Consider the following 19637-nt stretch of genomic DNA (forward strand, 5'->3'; position numbering starts at 1 on the left):
CCCAAGGCCGATGGCGCCCGCCCGGCCAGCCGGAGACTGGCCCAAGGCCGATGGCGCCCGCCCGGCCAGCCGGAGACTGGCCCAAGGCGGCCGAAGGCCGCCCGCCCTCTATCCGCCGAAGAACCCGGGCAACACCGCTTCGCGGCCGAGGGCGAAGAGAGCGCCGACCACGATCGATACGACCGCGGTGATCGAGCCGAGCCCGATCTGGAAGCGCCGCCGCTGCTCCGGGGACCGGAAGCCGTACGACGACGCCACCGCGATGAGGGTGTTGGTGATGAATAGTCCGACGAGGAAGGCCACCAGCACCGCTACTCCGGCCCCGCTCCCACCGGCCTGAGCCGCTGCCAGGAAGATCACGACCTGCGTGGGGGTCTCCGCCCCGACCCCGTGGAGCATGCCGATCCCGAACGACACACGACCGCCGTACTCGTCGGCGAGCTCGTCAGGGGGATGCACGTGAGCGTGACTGTGCACGAGGTCATCCTCGACTGCGCCGCCCGCGTCGGAGGCCTGGTGGTGGACATCGAGGGCGGCGTGCCGGTGCTCGTGCTCGACCGGCCGGCGAGACCGGAAGCGAGCGACCAGTCGGCGGACGCCGCGGATGATCAGCATCCAGCGGCTCTGCATCCGAAATCCTTCCCGGTGCACAATCAGGGAGTACGCCACGTATCCCCCGAGGACGATGAGGGTCCAGCCGACGATTCTGCCGAATAGGGCGTCGATCGATTCGGGGAGGCTCCGGCCGACCACGATCGCAACCGCCCCGATGACGAGCACGACGACCCCGTGGCCAAGGGCGTAGATGGTGCCCAGAACCAGGCCTCGGCGCGGGGTGTCCTGGGTCGCCGCCAGGTCGGTAATGGCGGCGATGTGATCCCAGTCGACGCCGTGGCGCATGCCGAGCAGCAACGCGCTCAGCAACAGGCCGATGCCGAGGCCCGTGGAGGCGAGAAACAGGTGGTCAACCACGGCGGGGAGAGTAGGTCGGCCGCCGACGGCGGCGGAGACGAACGGGGCAGCGGAGACGAACGGGGCAGCGGAGACAGCGAGCGTCCTCCCCTGCCGTCTTCGGCGGGGGAGGTGCCGAAGCGAAGCGAGGCAGAGGGGGCAGCGGAGACAGCGAGCACTCCAACCACCTCCTCAAGAACGGGTCCGGTCCTTCTCGAAGGGTCAGGTGCCCCCCTTCGGGGTACTCCCCCCGGAGGGGGGAGTAGCACTCGGAGCGTCGGCCTACCTAAACCGCTCTAGCAGGCCTCTCACGATGAACGCGGTTGCCCCCCAGAGGACACCTTCGGGGAACTCGTAGAACCACATGTTGCGGCCGCCCCACACGCTGCGCCGCCAGTCGCCGTCGGCCAGCAACTGATCGATGGAGGGCTCGATGATGGCGGCCACCTCCCCCGGTTCGGGCACCAACTGGGCGGGACGCTGCACCCGGGCGACCACCGGAGAGATCTGCATCGTCACCGATCGGGTGTGCACCGGGTCGAGCCCGCCGAGCACCTCCACTCCCTCCGGCGGAAGGCCAACCTCCTCCCATGCCTCCCGCACCGCGGTATGCACCGGGCCGTCGTCGGTCGGCTCGATCATCCCCCCGGGGAACACCACATCACCCGGATGGCTCCGCATCGTGTCGGGACGCCGGGTCATGATCAGTCGCAGCACCCCGTCCTGCTCATAGAACGGAATGAGGACCGCCGCCCTGATCGCCTCCCCCGTGACGACCGGCGGAAGCGCCTCGAGCGGAGACCACAAATTGGCTGACACACCTAAAGGGTAGAGGCCCCTCCCCGTCCCGCCTCCCGCCACCCGCCTCCCGCAAGAGCGCGCCAACGCTCTGCCCGGTGCGCATCGCGCATTGCTGATGGGGGATAGTCTCCCCAACCCATGGCCAAGTCGATCCCCTCTGATCCCCGCTTCACTCCGCGCCTCGAGCTGCGGCCCTTCAAGCGCCGCGACCTCGATGCGGTGGTCGAGGCGATCGACGCTTCGATCGGCGAGCTCGAGCAATGGCTGCCGTGGGCGAACCGGTCCTACGGGCGGGCCGAGGCCAACCAGTTCCTCCGCGAATCGGGGACGGCATGGGCCGACGGGAGAGCCTTCGACTTCGCCATCCGCCAGCGCTCCGAGCCGGATATCCACATCGGAAACATCTCGGTGTGGACCACCTCGCGACGGGAGCGGGCCGGGGAGATCGGCTATTGGATCCGATCGTCGGTGACTGGACAGGGCATTGCCACCGAGGCGGCGGCGCGGATCGCCGCGGTCGGCTTCTCCGAGATGGATCTGCACCGGATCACCCTCCGCATCGCAGTCGGCAACCGGGCCTCCGAACGGGTGGCCGAGAAGCTCGGCTTCGCCCGCGAGGGGTTGCTCCGCAAAGAGGTGCTGGTCCGCGGCCGCTGGATGGACCACTCCCTGTGGGCGATGCTCGAGGAAGAGTTCCGCGCCGCCCAAGACCGCTGGCACGAAGAGAAGTGGCTGGAATAGAGCCCCGGGCAAGCTTGGGGGCGGCTCGTGTGAGCCGCCCCCAAGGCCATTCGATCGATCAGGTCGCGCTTTAGAAGTCCATGTCGCCGCCGCCGGGCATGGCGGGGGCGGAGGGCCTGTCGTCCTTGCGCTCGGCGATGAGGGCCTCGGTGGTGATGAGCATGGCCGCCACCGACGCTGCGTTCTGCAGGGTCGAGCGCGTCACCTTCGCCGGATCGGCGATGCCCGCCTTGATGAGGTCCTCATACTCGCCGGTGGCGGCGTTGAAGCCGAACCGGTACTCGAGCTCACGAACCCGCTCGACGATGACACCACCCTCGTAGCCGGCGTTGAAGGCGATCTGGCGCATCGGCTCCTCGAGAGCCTTGCGCACGATCAACCGACCGGTCTTCTCGTCCGGCGTGCCACCGCGCATCTTGATGGCATCCTGGGCACGGACCAGGGCCACTCCGCCGCCGGGCACGATGCCCTCTTCGACGGCTGCCCGGGTCGCCTGGATGGCGTCCTCGATACGGTGCTTCTTCTCCTTGAGCTCGACCTCGGTAGCCGCGCCCACCTTGATGACGGCGACGCCACCGGCAAGCTTGGCGAGGCGCTCCTGGAGCTTCTCGCGGTCCCAGTCGGAATCCGAGTTCTCGATCTCGCGGCGGATCTGCTTGATCCGGCCCTCGACATCACCCTTCGCGCCCGAGCCCTCGACCACGGTGGTGTCGTCCTTGGTGACGACGACCTTGCGGGCCCGGCCCAGCATGTCGACGGTCACGCCATCGAGCTTGAGACCGACCTCCTCCGAGATCACCGTCGCACCCGTGAGGATGGCGATGTCCTGGAGCATGGCCTTGCGGCGCTCACCGAACCCGGGGGCCTTGACGGCCACGGACTGGAAGGTGCCGCGCAACCGGTTGACGACCAGGGTGGCCAGAGCCTCGCCCTCGACGTCCTCGGCGATGATCACGAGCGGCTTGCCCGCCTGCATGACCTTCTCGAGCACCGGGAGCAGGTCGTGCACCGCGGTGATCTTCTGGTTGGCCACGAGGATGTAGGGATCCTCGACGGCGGCTTCCTGGCGGTCGGCGTCGGTGATGAAGTACGGGGAGATGTAGCCCTTGTCGAACTGCATGCCCTCGGTGAACTCGAGGTCAATGCCAAACGTCTGGCTGTCCTCGACCGTGATCACGCCCTCGTTGCCGACCTTCTTCATCGCCTCGGCGAGCTTCTCCCCGACCAGCGAGTCGGCGGCAGAGTTCGAAGCCACGAAGGCGATCTTCTGGCTGTCGGTCGCCTTGATCGGCTCGGCCTTCTCGGCGATGAATGCGACGACGTCTTCCACTGCCTCGGCGATGCCGCGGCGGAGCTCCATCGGGTTGGCGCCGGCGGCCACGTTGCGAAGCCCCTCGTGCACCATCGCCTGAATCAGCACGGTCGCCGTGGTGGTGCCGTCACCGGCCACGTCGTTGGTCTTGGTCGCCACTTCCTTGGCGAGCTGGGCGCCCATGTTCTCCCACGGGTCGTCGAGCTCGATCTCCTTGGCGATCGTGTAGCCGTCATTGGTGATCGTGGGGGATCCCCACTTCTTTTCCAGGACGACGTTGCGGCCCTTGGGGCCCAGCGTCGTCTTGATGACGTTGGCCAGCTTGTCGACTCCGGCCTCGAGGCCCCGACGGGCCTCCTCGTTGAATCTCAGGTCCTTTGCAGCCATTGATCGATTACCTCCTCGATCCTCAGCGGATGACAGCCAGGACGTCGCGCGAAGAAAGGATCAGATAGTCCTCGCCTTCGAACTTCACCTCGGTGCCGCCGTACTTGGAGTAGACGACGACGTCGCCTTCCACGATGTCCATCGGAATGCGCTCCCCGTCCTGGAAGTCACCCGGGCCGACGGCGATTACCTCGCCGAGCTGGGGCTTCTCCTTGGCGGTGTCGGGGATCACGAGGCCGCTCGGCGTCCGCATGTCGTTCTCTTCACGAGGCTTGACGACGACACGGTCACCCAGCGGATGAAGGCTTGCGACCTTCTTCTTGGTAGTTGCCTTTGCCATATTCGACGAATCTCCTCCTGTTGGCACTCGTCGCTTGCGACTGCCAAATTAGCAGCCGGTGGTTTCGAGTGCTAGTCGGGCAGGCGGGAAGTTGAGTGATGTCGTATCAGGTAATCGCAATTGGCAAATAGCCAATTGTGGCTGGCTGAGCCGGCCGAAGGCCGGCTCAGCCCATAACCATCCCCGTATCTATCTCGGCATTGAGAGCCGTGATTTCCCCGCGGGCGAGCCGGAAGACGGCGGCGGCGGCGATCATGGCTCCGTTGTCGGTGCATAGGGCCGGCGACGGCAGATGGAGGGCGATCCCACGGGAGGCGCACTCAGCGGCGAGCCGTTCGCGGAGCCGCCGGTTGGCCAGCACGCCTCCTCCTCCGCCGACCTGCTTCACCCCGGTCTCCTCCACCGCATTCATGGTCTTGGTCACCAGGGCGTCGACGATCGCCTCCTGGATCGCCGCGGCCAGGTCCTCCATCGGCGGCAAGTCGCCTGCCTCATGGTGCTGGCGGACATACGTGACCACCGACGTCTTGAGGCCGGAGAACGAGAGGTCGAACGGACGGTCGGCCAATGCCCGGGGGAACTCGACCGACGACGGATCGCCCCCCTCCGATGCTCGATCGATCGCCGGCCCCCCGGGAAACCCGAGACCGAGAAACCTGGCCAGCTTGTCGAAAGCCTCGCCCGCGGCGTCGTCGATCGTCGACCCGAGCACCTCGTACTCGCCCCACTCCTTCAAGTGAACGAACTGCGAATGGCCACCCGAGGCGAGCACCACCACCGCGGGAGGTCCGTAGTCGGGATGCTCGAACCGGGGGGCGAACAGGTGCCCTTCCATGTGGTCGATCCCGAGAAACGGGATGTCGAGCGCCCAGGCCAGGGCCTTGCCGTAGGAGAACCCCACCATCAACGCCGACGCCAACCCCGGCCCCTGCGTGGCGGCCACCGCATCGAGGTCCATGGCGTGCACCCCGGCGTCGCGCAGCGCCCGATGGGTGAGCGGCCGTATGGCCTCGACGTGCGCCCGCGCCGCCACCTCGGGGACCACCCCGCCGAATCGAGCATGCTCCTCCACCTGCGTTGCCAGCACGTTCGACAGGATCTCGTTGCCCCTGACGACGGCAACACCTGTCTCGTCGCAACTCGTCTCGAACCCGAGCACCGTAGGACCGCTCATCCCACTTCCTCCCGCAGCCGGTCGAGGCGGCGCCGGAACGGCGCTTCGTCTGCATCGACCGCCCACATCACCAGGGCGTCCTCGTCCCGGTAGTAGTTGGGCCGTAACCCCACCGAGGCGAACCCCACTTTGCGGTACATGCCCAGAGCAGCATCGTTGGTGATCCGCACTTCCAGCGTCAGATGCCGGGCTCCCCGTTCCACAGCGATGTCGATCAGCGCCAGCATCAGCCTGGTCCCGATCTTGCGGCGAGTGTGCCCGGGGTCGACTGCGATCGTCATGATGTGGGCCTCCTCGTCGAGGTCCATCACGCCCCCATACCCGACGATCGACCCGCGCTCCTCTGCGACCACATAAGAGCGATTGTCCAGCGCCAACTCCTCCAGGAACGTGGCAGGCGACCACGGGTCCCGGAAGGCTCGCGCCTCGAGGACGGCGACTGCCGGGATGTCGGCATCCGTCATCTGCCGCACGGTCGCGACCGCTACTTCCACGGTCCCTCCGATCGGAAATCTGACCAGTTGATCGCCACGTCGGGCTCTCGAAGGTACATCGGCCGCACCTCATCCGGATGAGGCAGCGCCGCCCTGGCCACCCGTCCCCGGGCCACCTCGATCACCGCCTCGGCCGACGGGAAGCGGGGCCGTCCGGTACGCACCGCGTGAAGCCCGACCAGGGTTCCCTCGGGCAACGCCTTCCAATCGCCGACGACGAGCACGTCACTCGGATCGCTGACGAGCATCTCCCGAAATGCTTCGGGGCGACACAGCTCGGTCGGCCCGTCGCGGACCACTCCTCCCCGGACCGGCCGGTACGGGGCGACTGCCACCTCCTTGCGCCGCACATCCACCACCGCCCAGATACGGCGATGGGCGGTGGCGGCCCGCAGGGCGATGGCGTCGAGCGAAGTGACCGGCACGATCGGGGCGCCGACGGCGCCGGCGATCGCCTGCGCCGTCGCCAGGCCGGTGCGGATCCCGCTGAAGAGCCCGGGGCCGACATCCACGGCGATGGCGTCGAGTTGCTTGGGCTCCCAACCCGCCTGCGAGAAGCAGAACTCCAAAGCAGGCACGAGAAACGAGACATGGCCCCGGGGATCGAGCCGCCGCGACGATGCGATGACCCCCTCGGGGGTGCCGAGTGCCACCGAGGAGGCGGCCGTCGACGTCTCGATGGCGAGGATCCTCATCCGGTCACCTCCGCCAGCGGGCGCCGCGACCACGAACCCCGGGGGATCAACTGGAGGGCTCGCCCCCCGTCTGAGCCCGCCTCGATCCGAACGAGGAGGTAATCCTCTCCGAACGACTGCTCGGCGGCCTGTCCCCATTCGACCACCAAAACCCCATCGGCCGCCTCCGAGTCCAGGTCCAGGTCGTCGATCTCAGCGGACGATCCGAGGCGGTAGAGATCGACATGGACCATGGGCATCAGCCCCCGATACCGCCGTACCAGCACGAACGTCGGGCTCACTACGACGTGATCGAGGCCAAGGCCCTCGCCGATTCCCGCGGCGAACACCGTCTTCCCGGCGCCCAGATCGCCGGCGAGCAGGACGACATCACCGGATCGCAGCAGGCTGGCAAGACGACGGCCCACCCCGCGAGTGTCGGCAGGCGTGGGACAGTGGATCTCGATCATGATCCGAACAACCCCAATTGCTCCGCGGCCGGCTCGGCCGCGGGCGGCTCGGCGGCACGTGCGAGCAGACCCCGAACGAGTGCAAAGTCCTCACGCATCTGCGCCAACACGTTTTCTCCTCCGCGGAGGGCGGCAGCGGGATGAAAGGTCGGAACCAGTTGCCGGTTCCACCAGGGGAAGGTCTGCCCGCGCAGTTTGGTGATCCCGACATCCCGCTTCAAGAGCAGCTTGGTGGCGAAGTTGCCCAGGGTCACCACCACGGCCGGATCCACCAGTTCGATCTGCCCCCGGAGGTACCCCTTGCACTCCTCGATCTCCTCCGGCTTGGGGTCCCGGTTGCCCGGAGGCCGACACTTGAGGACGTTGGCGATGTACACCTCGTCGCGTTCCAACCCGATCTCCCCCAGCAGCCGGTCGAGCAGCTTGCCGGCTGCACCGACGAACGGCACGCCCTGCTGATCCTCGTGGAAGCCGGGCGCCTCCCCCACGAACATCAGGTCGGCGTCGGGCGAACCGGCGCCGAAGACGACAGTGGTCCGGGTCTGCGAGAGCGGGCACCGAACGCACGAGGCTGCCACCTCTGCGAGTTGGAGTAGTTCTGCCGTCACCTCTCGTCTCCCATCGCCGGCACGCGGGTGAGCGTCATCCGACGTACCGGCGCGGCAACCGCGGGCCGAATCCGCACACGACCTCCCAGTTGATCGTGCCGAGCCAATCGGCCCACTGGTCGGCGGTGATCTCGGCATCGCCCTGACGCCCGAGGAGAACCACCTCGTCGCCGATGTCGACCGGGTAGTCGCCCACGTCGACCAGGGCCTGGTCCATGGTGATGTTCCCGGCGAAGGGATGGAACCGTCCCCCGATCAGCGCCCCGCCTACAAGTGAGAGGCGACGAGCGACCCCGTCGGCGTAGCCGATGGGAACCGTCACCACGGTCGACTCCTGCGGAAGTGGCCGCCGCCGGCCATAGGAGGGACGCGTGCCGGCGGGGTGACGGCGGGAGTAGACCACCCGACTCACCACCGACATCGCCGGACGGAGATCGATCTCGGGCGCAAACCCCGGTGCGGGCCGGAGCCCGTAGGTGCCGATCCCGACGCGCACCATGTCGAACCTGGCTCCGACATCGACCATCGCGGACGCGGTGTTGGCGGCATGCACCATCTCTGGCTTCACCCCGACACCGGCCAGGTCTTCGATGAACCGCTGGAGCAGCACCACCTGGTGTCGGGTGAACTCCTGATCCTCCTCCGAAACCGGGAAATGAGTCCACACCGCCTCGAGGCGAAGGGGGCTGCGATCGACTTCTACGGCGAGTTCTCGAGCGGCATCGGGTGGAGCGCCGACCCGGTGCATCCCGGTGTCCACCTTCACGTGGACCGGGAACCCTTCGGGAGCGGCCGCGGCCAGGGCTGCGAGGAACGACCGCCGGTACACGGTGGGAGTGAGCCGCCAGTCGACGATGTCCTTGGCGTCGTCGGTCACGGGTTCGGAGAGCACCAGGATCGGGGCTTCGATCCCCGCCTCCCGCAGGCCGATACCCTCGGAGACGAGGGCCACCGCCAGCCACTCGGCCCCAGCATCGAGGGCGGCCTCGGCCACCGGAACATCACCGTGCCCATACCCGTCGGCCTTGACCACCGCGCAGTAGCGCGCCGGTCGCGCGGCCTGCGCGATCGCCCGGACGTTGTGACGGATCGCATCGAGATCGACCTCGACCCACGACGGCCTCACTATCCGAACCTCCCGATCTCGGCGAGCAGACGCGTGGCGGTGACGGTAGTGACCGGGGCGAGCGACGCCCCCGCCCGTCCATGAAGATGGGCCGCTGTCCGCGCCGCGGTCTCGGGGCCGAGCCCGCGGGCGATGGCGGCGGCGATCATGCCCGTGAGCACGTCGCCGGTGCCGATCGACGCCAGCTCGGGGCCTCCAGAAGTGATCACCCACCGCTCCTCGCCCATGACGAACGTCGGCGACCCCTTGAGCAGCACCACCGCCCCGGTCTTCTGGGCCAGCGCGTGCGCCTGCCGGGGACCGGCGGGGTCGCCCGTAAGCCGCCCGAACTCGCCGGCATGCGGGGTGAGCACCGTGGGCGCGGTGCGGGCGGCGATGTCGTCCATCGAAGCAGCGGTGATCGCGTCCGCATCGAGGACGAGGGGGCGATCCCAGCGGCGGAGGATCGCCGCCACGAAGCTCTCCCCGTCCGGCCCGAGGCCGGGGCCCAGCGCCATGACATCGAACCGATCGGCCGCGGCGAGCACGGCATCGGGCTCGCCGTGCCGCTCACCGGCGCCCACCCCGGCGGTGAGCAAACCCGGGTCCATCGCCGCCGCCTGGCCCTGCAGGCCACCGGGAACGATCACCGACACTGCTCCCGCCCCGAACTCCAGCGCGGCCCGACCGGCGATCACCGCCGCCCCGACCATTCCCGGCGAGGCGCCCACCACGGCCACCGACCCCGCCGACCACTTGTGGGCGTTTGAAGGCCGTACCGGGAGCACCGCGTCATCGTCCTCGCACTCCATCCACTCGGCGTGCTCCCCGGAAAGCCCAATGTCGACCACCTCGACCTGGCCGGAGAGATCCCGGCCCCGTCCCACCAGGTGCCCGGTCTTGAGCGCGTGGAACGTGACCGTACGGGCGGCCCGGAAGGCGGCACCGGAAACGGACCCGTCGCCGGCATCGAGGCCGCTGGGGAGGTCCACGGCCAGCACCGGGGCAGGATGCTCGGTCCACGGGACCGCCCGCTCGGGAAGCGAGCCATGAAAACCCGCCCCGAACAGTGCGTCGATCAACAGGTCGCCCGGCTCCAGAGCGCCCAGGTCGACCACCCTGACACCCGACCGGACCGCCCGCATCGCCGCCACCCGGTTGGGTGAGGAGTCGCCCTTTGGGTACCCGAGCGACCTGACCACGACATCGGCGCCGCGGGATTTCAGGATGCGAGCGGCCACGTAACCGTCCCCGCCGTTGTTGCCGGGACCGGCGAGGACGATCACACGGGTTCCATAACCCGCCCCCATCCGGATCGCGGCCAGGGCCACCCCGAGCCCGGCACGCTCCATCAAGTTTCCGACCGGGACCTCGGAAGCCGCATCGAGCCGGGCGGATTCCTCCGCGGTGATGACGGGGCGCATGGGCGGATGGTACGAGCAGTGCCGACCCTGGGGGCGCCCAGGGAACCGTGGCGACACCACCCGTCGTCCAACTGGCATGAACCCACGCGTGATCACCGCCGTCCTCTTGTTCTCGCTGCTCGCCGCTGCCTGCGGTGGAGACCGGGACGCCGGTGGCGAGCCCGTCGACATCACCACCTGGCAATTGAGATCGGGGACGGTCGACGGCATCGCCCTGGTACTGGTCGACGGCTACCCGGTGACCTTTCGCGTCGAAGATGACCAGGCGGGCGGCACCGCCGCATGCAACCAATACGGCGGGCGGGTGATCCTCGACGGAAACACGGTCTCGTTCCCCGATGGCTTCTTCCAGACCGAGATGGCGTGTGTCGACCCAGGGGTCATGGAACTCGAGGCAGCCTTTCTGGCCGCCCTCAGCCGGGTCACCGGATCCGCCGCCGGCGGCGGCGAACTGAGACTGTCGGGGGATGGCGTCGACCTGCGCTTCAGCGCCGTCGAGCCCGAACCTGATGCCGCCTTGATCGGCACTCTCTGGAACCTCGACACCCTCATCGAAGGCGATGCCGCCCCGACCGTCGCCGCTCCCGCAACCCTGTACATCGACGATCAAGGCAAGGTCACCGGATCGACCGGGTGCAACAGCATGAATGGCACCTACCAGGCTGCCACCGGGTTCTCACCGCTGGCCACCACCAGGATCGGCTGTGAGCCCTCCGTGATGGACCAGGAGAGGCTGGTGCTGGCGGTCCTCGGCGGCGACCCGATACTCACGATCGAGGGGTCGACACTGACCGTCACCGCGAGCGACGGCAGCGCGCTCATCTACGGCGCCGACGCCTGACCGACCCGCGTCGTCGTTACCCTCCGCCGGATGCCCCATCTGCTCAATGTCCTCCGCGGTTTCCTCATGGGCTCGGCGGACGTGGTTCCGGGGGTCTCGGGCGGCACGGTCGCTCTGGTCCTCGGAATCTACGAACGACTGGTGGCCAGTATCCACGCTGGATCGGCCGCCCTCGGGTTCGGGCTCCGGGGTCGGTTCGCCGAAATGCGCCGTCGCGTCGGCGAGGTGGAATGGGGCTTGCTGCTGCCACTTCTCGCCGGCATCGGGCTGGCGGTACTCACCCTCGCCTCAACCATCGACCATCTGCTGGAGAACGAGCCGCAGAACACCGCGGCCGCCTTCTTCGGCCTGGTGCTCGGCTCGATCGTCATCGCCTGGCGCATCGTCAAGCGTTGGCTTCCGGTCCGCCTGGCGATTGGACTGGCGGTCGCCGTCACCGCCTTCTTCGTGCTGGGGCTGCGCACCGACCCCGTCGTCGACCCGAGCCTGGTCCTGTTCCTCGGTGCGGGGGCGATCGCCATCGTGGCGATGATCCTCCCCGGAATCTCGGGCTCCTTCATCCTGCTGATGCTCGGCATGTACCAGGCGGTGCTCGACGCAGTCAACCAGCGGGATTTCGCCGTGCTGGCCGTGTTCCTCGTCGGCGCCGTCATCGGACTCGCCTCGTTCTCCACCCTGCTCAACCGCCTGCTGCGTGACCATCACGACACGGTGATGGCCGCACTGATCGGCCTGATGCTCGGCTCACTCCGGGTGCTGTGGCCCTGGCCCGACGGGGCCGACACCGCCGCGCTGTCCCGCCCGGTCGACTGGGGCATCCCGGTACTGCTCGCCCTCGGCGGCATGGCGCTGGTGTTGTTGATCGGATGGGTGGCGACGAGTCGCCAGTCTCCAGTCTCCAACCCCCAGCAAGAGGGTTAGCGCCGCCAGACGCCTTCCGGCCGCCTGAGGCCAGTGGCTGGCCACGCCTCCAGCCTCCAGCCTCCAGCCTCCAGCCTCCAGCCTCCAGCCTCCAGCCTCCAGCAAGAGCGTCCTCCTCCGTCGTCTTAGACGGGAGGTGGGCACCGCCCGCAGGGCGGTGACGGAGGGGGCAGCGAAGCGAACGAAGTGAGCCGACAGCGTGCGTGCACCACGCGATCTCCTCCTACCCGGAAGCACCCGCCGAACGCCTCGCACGCGTTCTTGCCAATCGCCAATCGCCAATCGCCAATCGCAGCCGGGCCGAAGGCCCGGCCTAGTGCTCCCCTAGAGCAATGGCAAACACCATCGCGTCCTTGTCGGTGTGGGTGATCGTCACCTCGAAGCCGGTGACACCGAGCATCTCGGCCCGCTTCTGGGCGGTGCCGTAGAGCCTGACCGTGGGCTTGCCGCCGCCGGTGATCTCCACATCGGTCCACCGGATTCGCCGCCACCCGGTGCCCATGCTCTTCATCACGGCCTCCTTGCCGGCGAATCGCGCCGCCAATCGCCGCTCCGGCTTGCTGAATCGGAAGGCGTACTCCCGCTCATGATCGGTGAAGCACCGCTCGGCAAACCGCGGATACTTGCCCAGCACAACGCGAACCCGCTCGATGTCGGCCAGATCGATCCCCAAGCCGATGATGCGCATGCACCCTCCGGTGACGAGGGACGCATCTTGCCAATCGCCAATCGCCAATCGCCAATCGCGGGCGAGCGCCAGCGAGCGGGCGGCTCCTGGCCGCCTCACTCCACCGTCACCGACTTGGCCAGGTTCCTCGGCTGATCGATGTCGTGGCCTCGGGCCGCCGCCACGTGATAGGCGAGGAGTTGCAGGGGAATGATCGACACCAGCGGCGACAGAACATCCGGCACCCGGGGAATCCGCAGCACCTCGTCGGCGTGCTTGGCGATCTGATCGTCGTCTTCGTAGGCCACGGCGACCACGAAGGCGCCGCGGGCCTTGACCTCTTGAATCGCAGAGACCGTCTTGTCGTAGACGTCGCCCTGGGTGATCACCACCACCACCGGGGTGCCCTCGGTGACCAGCGCCAGGGTGCCGTGCTTGAGCTCGCCGGCCGGCATCGACTCGGAGTGGATATAGGAGATCTCCTTCATCTTGAGCGAGCCCTCCATCGACACCGCGTGGTCGAGCCCTCGTCCAATGAAGTAGATGTCGTCGGAGGTACCTTCGGGACGCGGCGGCGCTGCCGAGCGGGCGAGGCGTTCGGCGATCCGCACCACCTGGTCCTCGGACTTGAGCGCCTCACCGATCTTCGCCGGGATTCCCCGGAGCCCGGCCACCAGCGTCTCGTCGATGGCTGGATCGAGGGTCCCCCGTTCCCGTCCGATGGCGAGCGCGAGCAGGTACTCGCCCACGAGCATCGTCAGGTACGCCTTGGTGGACGCAACCGCGATCTCGGGCCCCGCCCGGGTGTAGAGGATGTCAGTTGCTTCGCGGCTCAGGGTGGAGCCCACCACGTTGGTGAGGGCCAGGAGGCGCGATCCCCTCTCCTTCACCAGCCCGGCTGCGGCCAGGGTGTCGGCGGTCTCGCCGGACTGACTGATCGCCACCGCGAGCGTCGTCCCCTGGATGATTGGGTCCGAGTACCTCAATTCGTGGGCGTAACCGACCTCGGTCGGGATCCGTAGCAGTCGCTCGAAGAGCTCCTTGCCGACGAGGCCGGCGTGATAGGCGGTGCCGCAGGCCGTGATCCAGATCTTGTCGAGTCCCTCGATGAACCCGTCGGGGAAGTGGACATCCTCGAGCGCAACCCTGCCGTCTTCGAGCAGGCGTCCGCTCAAGGTCTCGGTGGCCGCGTGCGGTTGCTCGAAGATCTCCTTGAGCATGAAGTGGGGGTATCCGCCCCGCTCCGCCTGCTCGGCATCCCAGGTGATCTCGAGCTTCTCTCGCTCCACGGGCGTGCCGTCGAGCTTCTCGATCCTCCATCCATCCGGGGTGATATCGACCATCTCGCCGTTCTCGATCACCACGATGTCGCGCGTGTGCTCGAGGATCGCCGGCACGTCCGAGGCGAGGAACATCTCACCCTTGCCGATGCCGACCACCAGTGGGCTGATCATCCGTACCGCCACCATCCGCCCAGGTTCCTGCCGGCACATCGCTACCAGGGCGTACGCCCCTTCGGCTTTGCCCACCGCCCGGCGCACCGCCTCGAGCAGGTCGCCGTCGTATTCGCGAGCGATGAGGTGGGCGAGCACCTCGGAGTCCGTTTCGGACGTGAACTCGGCGCCCTCGGCCGCAAGCGTCTCCCGCAGCACCACGAAGTTCTCGATGATCCCGTTGTGGACGACGACGAAATCGCCGCCGGGGTCGGTGTGAGGATGGGCGTTGCGATCGCTCGGGGCACCGTGGGTGGCCCAACGGGTGTGCCCGATGCCGAAGTGGCCGGCCACCGGACTGTCTTCGAGCACCGCTGCCAGCCTCGAGAGCTTGCCTTCGGCCTTGGTGACTGTGAGCACGGTGCCGTCATGCACCGCGATCCCTGCCGAGTCGTATCCGCGGTACTCGAGGCGGCGAAGCCCCTCGACCACGATCTGGGCCGCATCTTTGGGGCCCACGTATCCCATGATTCCGCACATGCGCGCGCGTCTCCCTTCGCGAGGAGACCAGGAGGACCCACGGGACAATGGTCCCGCCTCACACCGATCCGGGCTCTGCCTCCGGGATCACTCCCGGGCTCTAACCCGCATCGTCACGACCGTGAGTTGCCGAGAGGGCATCCGCCGACTGCTCGATGCTCCCTCTTCCTCGTCACCTCTCCTAAGAGAGGGCAGGCGCTCCAATAACTCCGTCTGGGTCACCGGTCTGTTGCATTGTCTGTCGCGGCCCTTCGGCCGATAACGGGAAGGCTAGCCGTCGCCCTCCAATACGCCCCCGAGTTCCCTCCGTACCACCACGACAAGGTCGTCGGCTATGGCGGCCGCTTCATGGCTCTCGGTTGCCTCGACCATCACCCGCACGAGCGGCTCGGTGCCGCTGGCCCGGATCAGCACTCGGCCCTGATCTCCCAGCCGCTTCTCCATGGCGGCGACGGTCGACCAGATGGGATCGGCGTCGGCGAGACGTTCCTTGACCCTCACATGGACGTTGCGCAACACCTGGGGATACTCGACCATCACCCGGCGAAGTTCCTTGAGGGGGGCCCCGGTGGCAGCGACGACTTCGAGAAGGCGCATCCCCGTCACGAGCCCGTCGCCGGTGCTCCGGTCCCGGAACAGCACATGGCCGCTCTGCTCACCGCCGAGACCTGCATCGACCCGCTGCATTTCTTCACGCACGTAACGATCCCCCACCGGGGTCTCCAACAGTTCGACGCCCATCTTCCGCATTGCCAGCCGGAACCCCAGATTCGACATCACCGTGGCTACCACCCGGTCGCCGGGAAGCTCACCGCGGCCGCGGAGGTGTCGGGCGAGAATCGCCAGGATCACGTCGCCGTTGCACACCCTGCCGTCCTCGTCCACGGCGATGCAGCGATCGGCATCACCGTCGAAGGCGAGGCCGATTTTGCCGGCGGCGTGCTCGGCGAGCATGCCCGTGCTCACCGCGCCGCAGCCGTCGTTGATGTTCATCCCGGTGGGCTCGATGTTGATCGCCTCGACATCCGCCCCCAGATCGGCAAACAGCCGCGGGCCTGCAAGAAATGCCGCCCCGTGGGCACAGTCGAGCACGACCTCGAGGCCCTGGAGTCGGTAGGCGGATTTGGCGGAAATGGACTTGAGATAGGCCGTCATCCCATCCCGACTGGGGACCTGGATTCCCACATCGCCGCCGCTCACCTCGTGCCAGGGAGGCCCATGCCGCAGGCGACCCTCGATCGCCGCCTCGTGATCGTCGTCGAGTTTGCCACCGTCAGGCCCGAAGAACTTGATGCCGTTGTCGGCAGCGGGATTGTGGCTGGCGCTGACCATCACCCCGAAGGCGGCGTTCATCTCCCGGGTGTGGAAGGACACCGCGCCAACCGGCACGATCCCGAGATCGACGGTGTCGAACCCGGCGGCGTTGAAACCGGCGTGGACGGCCGAAGCGAGCATCTGACCCGACCGGCGCGTATCCCGGCCCACCACGGCCAAACCGCTGCGACCGTCACCGGCGGCGCGGGCCAGCCCCATCGCGAGATCGGTGGTGAGGTCGACATTGGCGACGCCCCGGACGCCGTCCGTGCCGAATAAGGACTTGTGGGCCATCGCGGTTTCTTTCGGCGCGTGGCGCCGGAGGCGTTAGCGCTTCGTGTACTGCGGCGCCTTGCGCGCCTTGCGCAGGCCGTACTTCTTTCGTTCGACGGCCCGAGGATCCCTGGTGAGGAACCCGGCCCGCTTCAGCTGGGGCCGCAACGCCGGATCGACTTCGATCAACGCCCGGGCGATGCCGAGACGGAGAGCGTCGGTCTGGCCGGTGGTGCCTCCACCTTCGGCGATGGCGTGCACGTCGTACCGGGTATCGGCACCGACGATGCGCAGGGGCTCGAGCACCCGCAGGCGGGTGGCCATGGTCGGAAAGTACTCCTCGAGCTTCTTGCCATTCACGAACACCTTGCCCTCGCCGTCGAGGAGGCGAACCCGGACCACCGAGGTCTTACGGCGTCCGACGGTTTGGGAGAGGGGCTTGGGATTCGGCATCAGGATTCGACCTTTCGAACGTCGAGGGTGAGCGACTGCGGAGCCTGCCCCTCATGCGGATGATCAGGACCGGCGTAAACCCTCAGCTTGCGACCCATGGCACGACCCAGCCGGTTGCGGGGAAGCATTCCCTTGACTGCCTTCTCGATCACCCTTTCAGGATGGATGTCGAGCAACTCCCGAAACGATCGCTGGCTGAGCCCGCCGGGGTAGCCGCTGTGCCGGTAATAGGTCTTGTCCTCTTCCTTGGCGCCGGTGACGGCGATCTTTTTGGCGTTGACGACGACGACGAAGTCGCCCATGTCCATGTGCGGGGCGAACGTCGGCTTGTGCTTGCCCCTGAGGAGCGTGGCGACCTCACTGGCGAGCCTGCCGAGGGGCAGATTCTCGGCATCGACGAGCCACCACGACCGATCGATGTCGGAAGGCCGCGGCGTGAACGTCTTCTGCAGCTTCATCTTCATCGGAAACACTCCCAAATGGTGCGCGGCGCGCACGGGAAGCCCCGCGATGGCGGAGCGGCGGCGCATGGTAACGCCCCCAGAAGGGTTTGGGCCAATCCGAGCAGCATCCTGCGGCACGGGCGGTACCGCCTGTCGCCTGCAGCCGAGGTAGTTTGGCGCCTATGTCGCTCGTCTCCCTGCCCGAGATCCACGAGGCCGCCGCCCGCGGCAAAGACGTGGTGATGAAGACACCGCTGATCCCCACTCACACTTTCTCGGTGATGACGGGACGCGAGGTCTGGCTGAAGGCCGAAAACCTTCAGCGGGCGGGCTCCTTCAAGATCCGGGGGGCAATGAATGCGCTCTCGCTTCTCGACGACGAGCACCGGGCGGCGGGGGTGGTGGCAGCGTCGGCAGGGAACCACGCCCAGGGCGTCGCCCTGGCGGCCGCAACGCTGGGGATCGCGTCGACCGTCTACATGCCGCTGAATGCCGCCCTGCCCAAGATCGACGCCACCCGCCAGTACGGGGCCGACGTCCGCCTTCATGGTGACAACATCGGCGATGCACTCGACGAGGCGCTCGTGTTCGCCGGGGAAACCGGGGCCCGGCTCATCCATCCATTCGACGACCCCACAATCGTCGCCGGGCAAGGCACGCTCGGACTGGAGTTGATCGAACAGATGCCCGCCCCGGGCACCGTGGTGGTGCCGGTCGGCGGCGGGGGGCTCATCTCGGGTGTCGCCGCCGCGATCAAGTCTCTCAGCCCCGAGACGCGGATCGTCGGCGTGGAAGCCGAAGCCGCCCAGCCGTACATCGTCAGCCGGGCTGCCGGGACGCCGACCCCGGTTCCCCCGCAGTACACCGTGGCCGACGGCATCGCAGTCGCCCGGCCCTCTGCCCTCAGCTTCGAGCACATCGAGGAGTTTGTGGACGACCTGGTTGCCGTCACCGATGGCCAAATGATGCTCGCCGTGACCCTGCTCCTCGAACGAGCCAAGCTCATGGTCGAGGCAGCCGGGGCCGCCCCCCTCGCCGCCGTCATGAACGGCCTCGTTCCCCAGACCAAAGGGCCCACCGTGCTCGTTCTCTCCGGGGGGAACGTCGACCTGCTGGTCGTGGACCAGGTCATCCGCCACGGCCTCGAGGCCGGGGGGCGCTACGGCTCGTTCGAGGTCCGCGTCCCTGATGTCCCCGGCCAACTCGCCCGTGTCACCCGAACCATCGCCGAGGGAGGCGCCAACGTGGTTTCGGTCGACCATCAACGCCAGGGCATCGGCCTGCCGTTCGGCTACACCGCGATCCGGTTCTCGGTGGAGACCCGGTCGGCGGCGCAGTTCGACCAGATCTGCGACACCCTCCGCGACATGGGCATCGAGGTCCTTGTATAGGCGGCCACCCTTCGGGCGGCCCGGCCCTATCGCGGGTCGCCCGAAGGGCGGCCCTATCGCCGGCCGAGCGGAGCGAGGCCTCCTAGTACCCCACCGCCCAGAGCACCAGGCCATGTGGAGGGGCGGCGCCGCGGGCGGCGTTGCGGTCGCGGGCTTCGAAGATCTGGGGGATCGCACTCACCGGAACCCGTCCCCGGCCGATCTCCACGGACAGCGCCACCAGCGACCTGACCATCTGGTGGCAGAAGGCGTTGGCGGAGATCTCGAACACGAGCAAGCCCCGTGTGCCGTGGTCCTCCTCACGCCACCACGACGCCGAGGTGACCCGCCGCACTGCCGTCTTGCCTTCGTCTGAACGGCAGAACGAGGCGAAGTCGTGCTCGCCGACGAATGTTGCTGCGGCCGCAACCATCGCCTGCGTGTCGAGTGGCGACTCGATATGCCAAACCGTGTGGCGCCTGAGGGGGTCAGCCGCGGGTCGGTCATCGGCGAAGTATCGGTAGGTCCGCGAGACCGCGCTGAAGCGCGCATCGAACCCGTCCGGAGCCGGCGACACCGACCGAACCACCACCTCGGGCCCGAGCATGGCATTCAGCGATCGGCCGATGCGCTCGGTGTCGAGCCCTTCCCCCGCCTCGAACGAAACGACCTGGCTCGAGGCATGTACCCCGGCATCGGTGCGCCCGGCAACGGTGGTGGACACCTTCGACCCCAGCACGGTGGCGAGGGCCCGGTCGAGGTCCTCCTGGACGGTGCGCACCCCCGGATTGGCGGCGTATCCGTGAAAACCGGAACCGTCGTAGGCGAGGTCGATGCGATATGCCGCCATGCAGGAAGACTATGTCCCATACGGGCCGATGCGAAACGGATGGCGATCTGC

The 19637-nt window shown here is 67.8% G+C and carries 21 protein-coding genes; 4 read left to right on the plus strand and 17 right to left on the minus strand.

The annotated features are described in order from the left end of the window. Window positions 1–108 precede the first annotated feature (108 nt). On the minus strand, window positions 109–972 hold the full coding sequence (locus WD184_09935) for a hypothetical protein (GenBank protein ID MEX0827052.1): 864 nt from the start codon (window positions 970–972) through the stop codon (window positions 109–111). 261 nt (window positions 973–1233) lie between these two features. Next, window positions 1234–1770 (minus strand): CoA pyrophosphatase, encoded by a 537-nt coding sequence (locus tag WD184_09940; GenBank protein ID MEX0827053.1) that lies wholly within the window; start codon window positions 1768–1770, stop codon window positions 1234–1236. Window positions 1771–1890: 120 nt separating this feature from the next. On the opposite strand from WD184_09940, the gene WD184_09945 reads away from it, so the two are divergent. Next, on the plus strand, window positions 1891–2493 hold the full coding sequence (locus tag WD184_09945; protein ID MEX0827054.1) for a GNAT family protein: 603 nt from the start codon (window positions 1891–1893) through the stop codon (window positions 2491–2493). A gap of 70 nt (window positions 2494–2563) precedes the next feature. On the opposite strand, the gene groL is transcribed toward WD184_09945, so the two are convergent. The 9 genes from groL to WD184_09990 all read right to left on the minus strand — a co-directional run bounded on the left by groL (window position 2564) and on the right by WD184_09990 (window position 10481). After that, entirely contained in the window at window positions 2564–4192 is a 1629-nt protein-coding gene (gene groL, locus WD184_09950) for a chaperonin GroEL (GenBank protein ID MEX0827055.1), read from the minus strand. Between the two features lie 22 nt (window positions 4193–4214). Next, entirely contained in the window at window positions 4215–4532 is a 318-nt protein-coding gene (groES, locus tag WD184_09955) for a co-chaperone GroES (GenBank protein MEX0827056.1), read from the minus strand. 166 nt (window positions 4533–4698) lie between these two features. Then, entirely contained in the window at window positions 4699–5706 is a 1008-nt protein-coding gene (gene tsaD / locus WD184_09960) for a tRNA (adenosine(37)-N6)-threonylcarbamoyltransferase complex transferase subunit TsaD (GenBank protein ID MEX0827057.1), read from the minus strand. Continuing rightward, complete coding sequence (gene rimI / locus WD184_09965; protein ID MEX0827058.1) at window positions 5703–6200, minus strand: ribosomal protein S18-alanine N-acetyltransferase; 498 nt, start codon at window positions 6198–6200, stop codon at window positions 5703–5705. Before rimI ends, tsaD begins: the two co-directional genes overlap by 4 nt. Further along, window positions 6191–6895, minus strand: a complete 705-nt coding sequence (gene tsaB / locus WD184_09970) for a tRNA (adenosine(37)-N6)-threonylcarbamoyltransferase complex dimerization subunit type 1 TsaB (GenBank protein MEX0827059.1) — start codon at window positions 6893–6895, stop codon at window positions 6191–6193. The genes rimI and tsaB overlap by 10 nt, the downstream gene beginning before the upstream one ends. Then, on the minus strand, window positions 6892–7344 hold the full coding sequence (gene tsaE, locus WD184_09975) for a tRNA (adenosine(37)-N6)-threonylcarbamoyltransferase complex ATPase subunit type 1 TsaE (GenBank protein MEX0827060.1): 453 nt from the start codon (window positions 7342–7344) through the stop codon (window positions 6892–6894). The genes tsaB and tsaE overlap by 4 nt, the downstream gene beginning before the upstream one ends. Further along, complete coding sequence (locus WD184_09980; GenBank protein ID MEX0827061.1) at window positions 7341–7952, minus strand: uracil-DNA glycosylase; 612 nt, start codon at window positions 7950–7952, stop codon at window positions 7341–7343. The genes tsaE and WD184_09980 overlap by 4 nt, the downstream gene beginning before the upstream one ends. 34 nt (window positions 7953–7986) lie before the next feature. Beyond that, entirely contained in the window at window positions 7987–9078 is a 1092-nt protein-coding gene (gene alr, locus WD184_09985; GenBank protein MEX0827062.1) for an alanine racemase, read from the minus strand. Continuing rightward, entirely contained in the window at window positions 9078–10481 is a 1404-nt protein-coding gene (locus tag WD184_09990; protein MEX0827063.1) for an NAD(P)H-hydrate dehydratase, read from the minus strand. Before WD184_09990 ends, alr begins: the two co-directional genes overlap by 1 nt. Before the next feature lie 76 nt (window positions 10482–10557). On the opposite strand from WD184_09990, the gene WD184_09995 reads away from it, so the two are divergent. Together WD184_09995 and WD184_10000 are read left to right on the plus strand one after the other, a co-directional pair. Continuing rightward, window positions 10558–11322: an META domain-containing protein gene (locus WD184_09995; protein MEX0827064.1), complete on the plus strand. Its 765-nt coding sequence runs from the start codon at window positions 10558–10560 to the stop codon at window positions 11320–11322. A 30-nt stretch (window positions 11323–11352) separates the two neighbouring features. Beyond that, a complete protein-coding gene (locus WD184_10000) occupies window positions 11353–12243 on the plus strand; it encodes a DUF368 domain-containing protein (protein ID MEX0827065.1) in 891 nt (296 codons plus the stop codon). Window positions 12244–12556: 313 nt separating this feature from the next. Here WD184_10000 and acpS read toward each other — a convergent pair whose 3' ends face one another. The 5 genes from acpS to rplM form a co-directional block, all read right to left on the minus strand. Next, a complete protein-coding gene (acpS, locus tag WD184_10005; GenBank protein ID MEX0827066.1) occupies window positions 12557–12931 on the minus strand; it encodes a holo-ACP synthase in 375 nt (124 codons plus the stop codon). A 95-nt stretch (window positions 12932–13026) separates the two neighbouring features. After that, complete coding sequence (gene glmS / locus WD184_10010; GenBank protein MEX0827067.1) at window positions 13027–14883, minus strand: glutamine--fructose-6-phosphate transaminase (isomerizing); 1857 nt, start codon at window positions 14881–14883, stop codon at window positions 13027–13029. 270 nt (window positions 14884–15153) lie between these two features. Beyond that, window positions 15154–16491 carry a phosphoglucosamine mutase gene (glmM, locus tag WD184_10015; GenBank protein ID MEX0827068.1) on the minus strand — a complete coding sequence of 446 codons (1338 nt, stop codon included), beginning with the start codon at window positions 16489–16491 and terminating at the stop codon, window positions 15154–15156. A gap of 33 nt (window positions 16492–16524) precedes the next feature. Next, the gene (gene rpsI / locus WD184_10020) at window positions 16525–16923 is read right to left on the minus strand and encodes a 30S ribosomal protein S9 (GenBank protein ID MEX0827069.1); all 399 of its coding nucleotides are present in this window, start codon (window positions 16921–16923) and stop codon (window positions 16525–16527) included. Then, complete coding sequence (rplM, locus tag WD184_10025; protein ID MEX0827070.1) at window positions 16923–17381, minus strand: 50S ribosomal protein L13; 459 nt, start codon at window positions 17379–17381, stop codon at window positions 16923–16925. The genes rpsI and rplM overlap by 1 nt, the downstream gene beginning before the upstream one ends. A 167-nt stretch (window positions 17382–17548) precedes the next feature. On the opposite strand from rplM, the gene ilvA reads away from it, so the two are divergent. Then, window positions 17549–18757 (plus strand): threonine ammonia-lyase, encoded by a 1209-nt coding sequence (gene ilvA, locus WD184_10030; protein ID MEX0827071.1) that lies wholly within the window; start codon window positions 17549–17551, stop codon window positions 18755–18757. 82 nt (window positions 18758–18839) lie between these two features. Here ilvA and truA read toward each other — a convergent pair whose 3' ends face one another. Beyond that, entirely contained in the window at window positions 18840–19586 is a 747-nt protein-coding gene (truA, locus tag WD184_10035) for a tRNA pseudouridine(38-40) synthase TruA (GenBank protein MEX0827072.1), read from the minus strand. Between the last annotated feature and the right edge of the window lie 51 nt (window positions 19587–19637).

This window comes from Acidimicrobiia bacterium, assembly GCA_040878325.1.
Taxonomy (GTDB): domain Bacteria; phylum Actinomycetota; class Acidimicrobiia; order Spongiisociales; family UBA11373; genus JAUYIV01.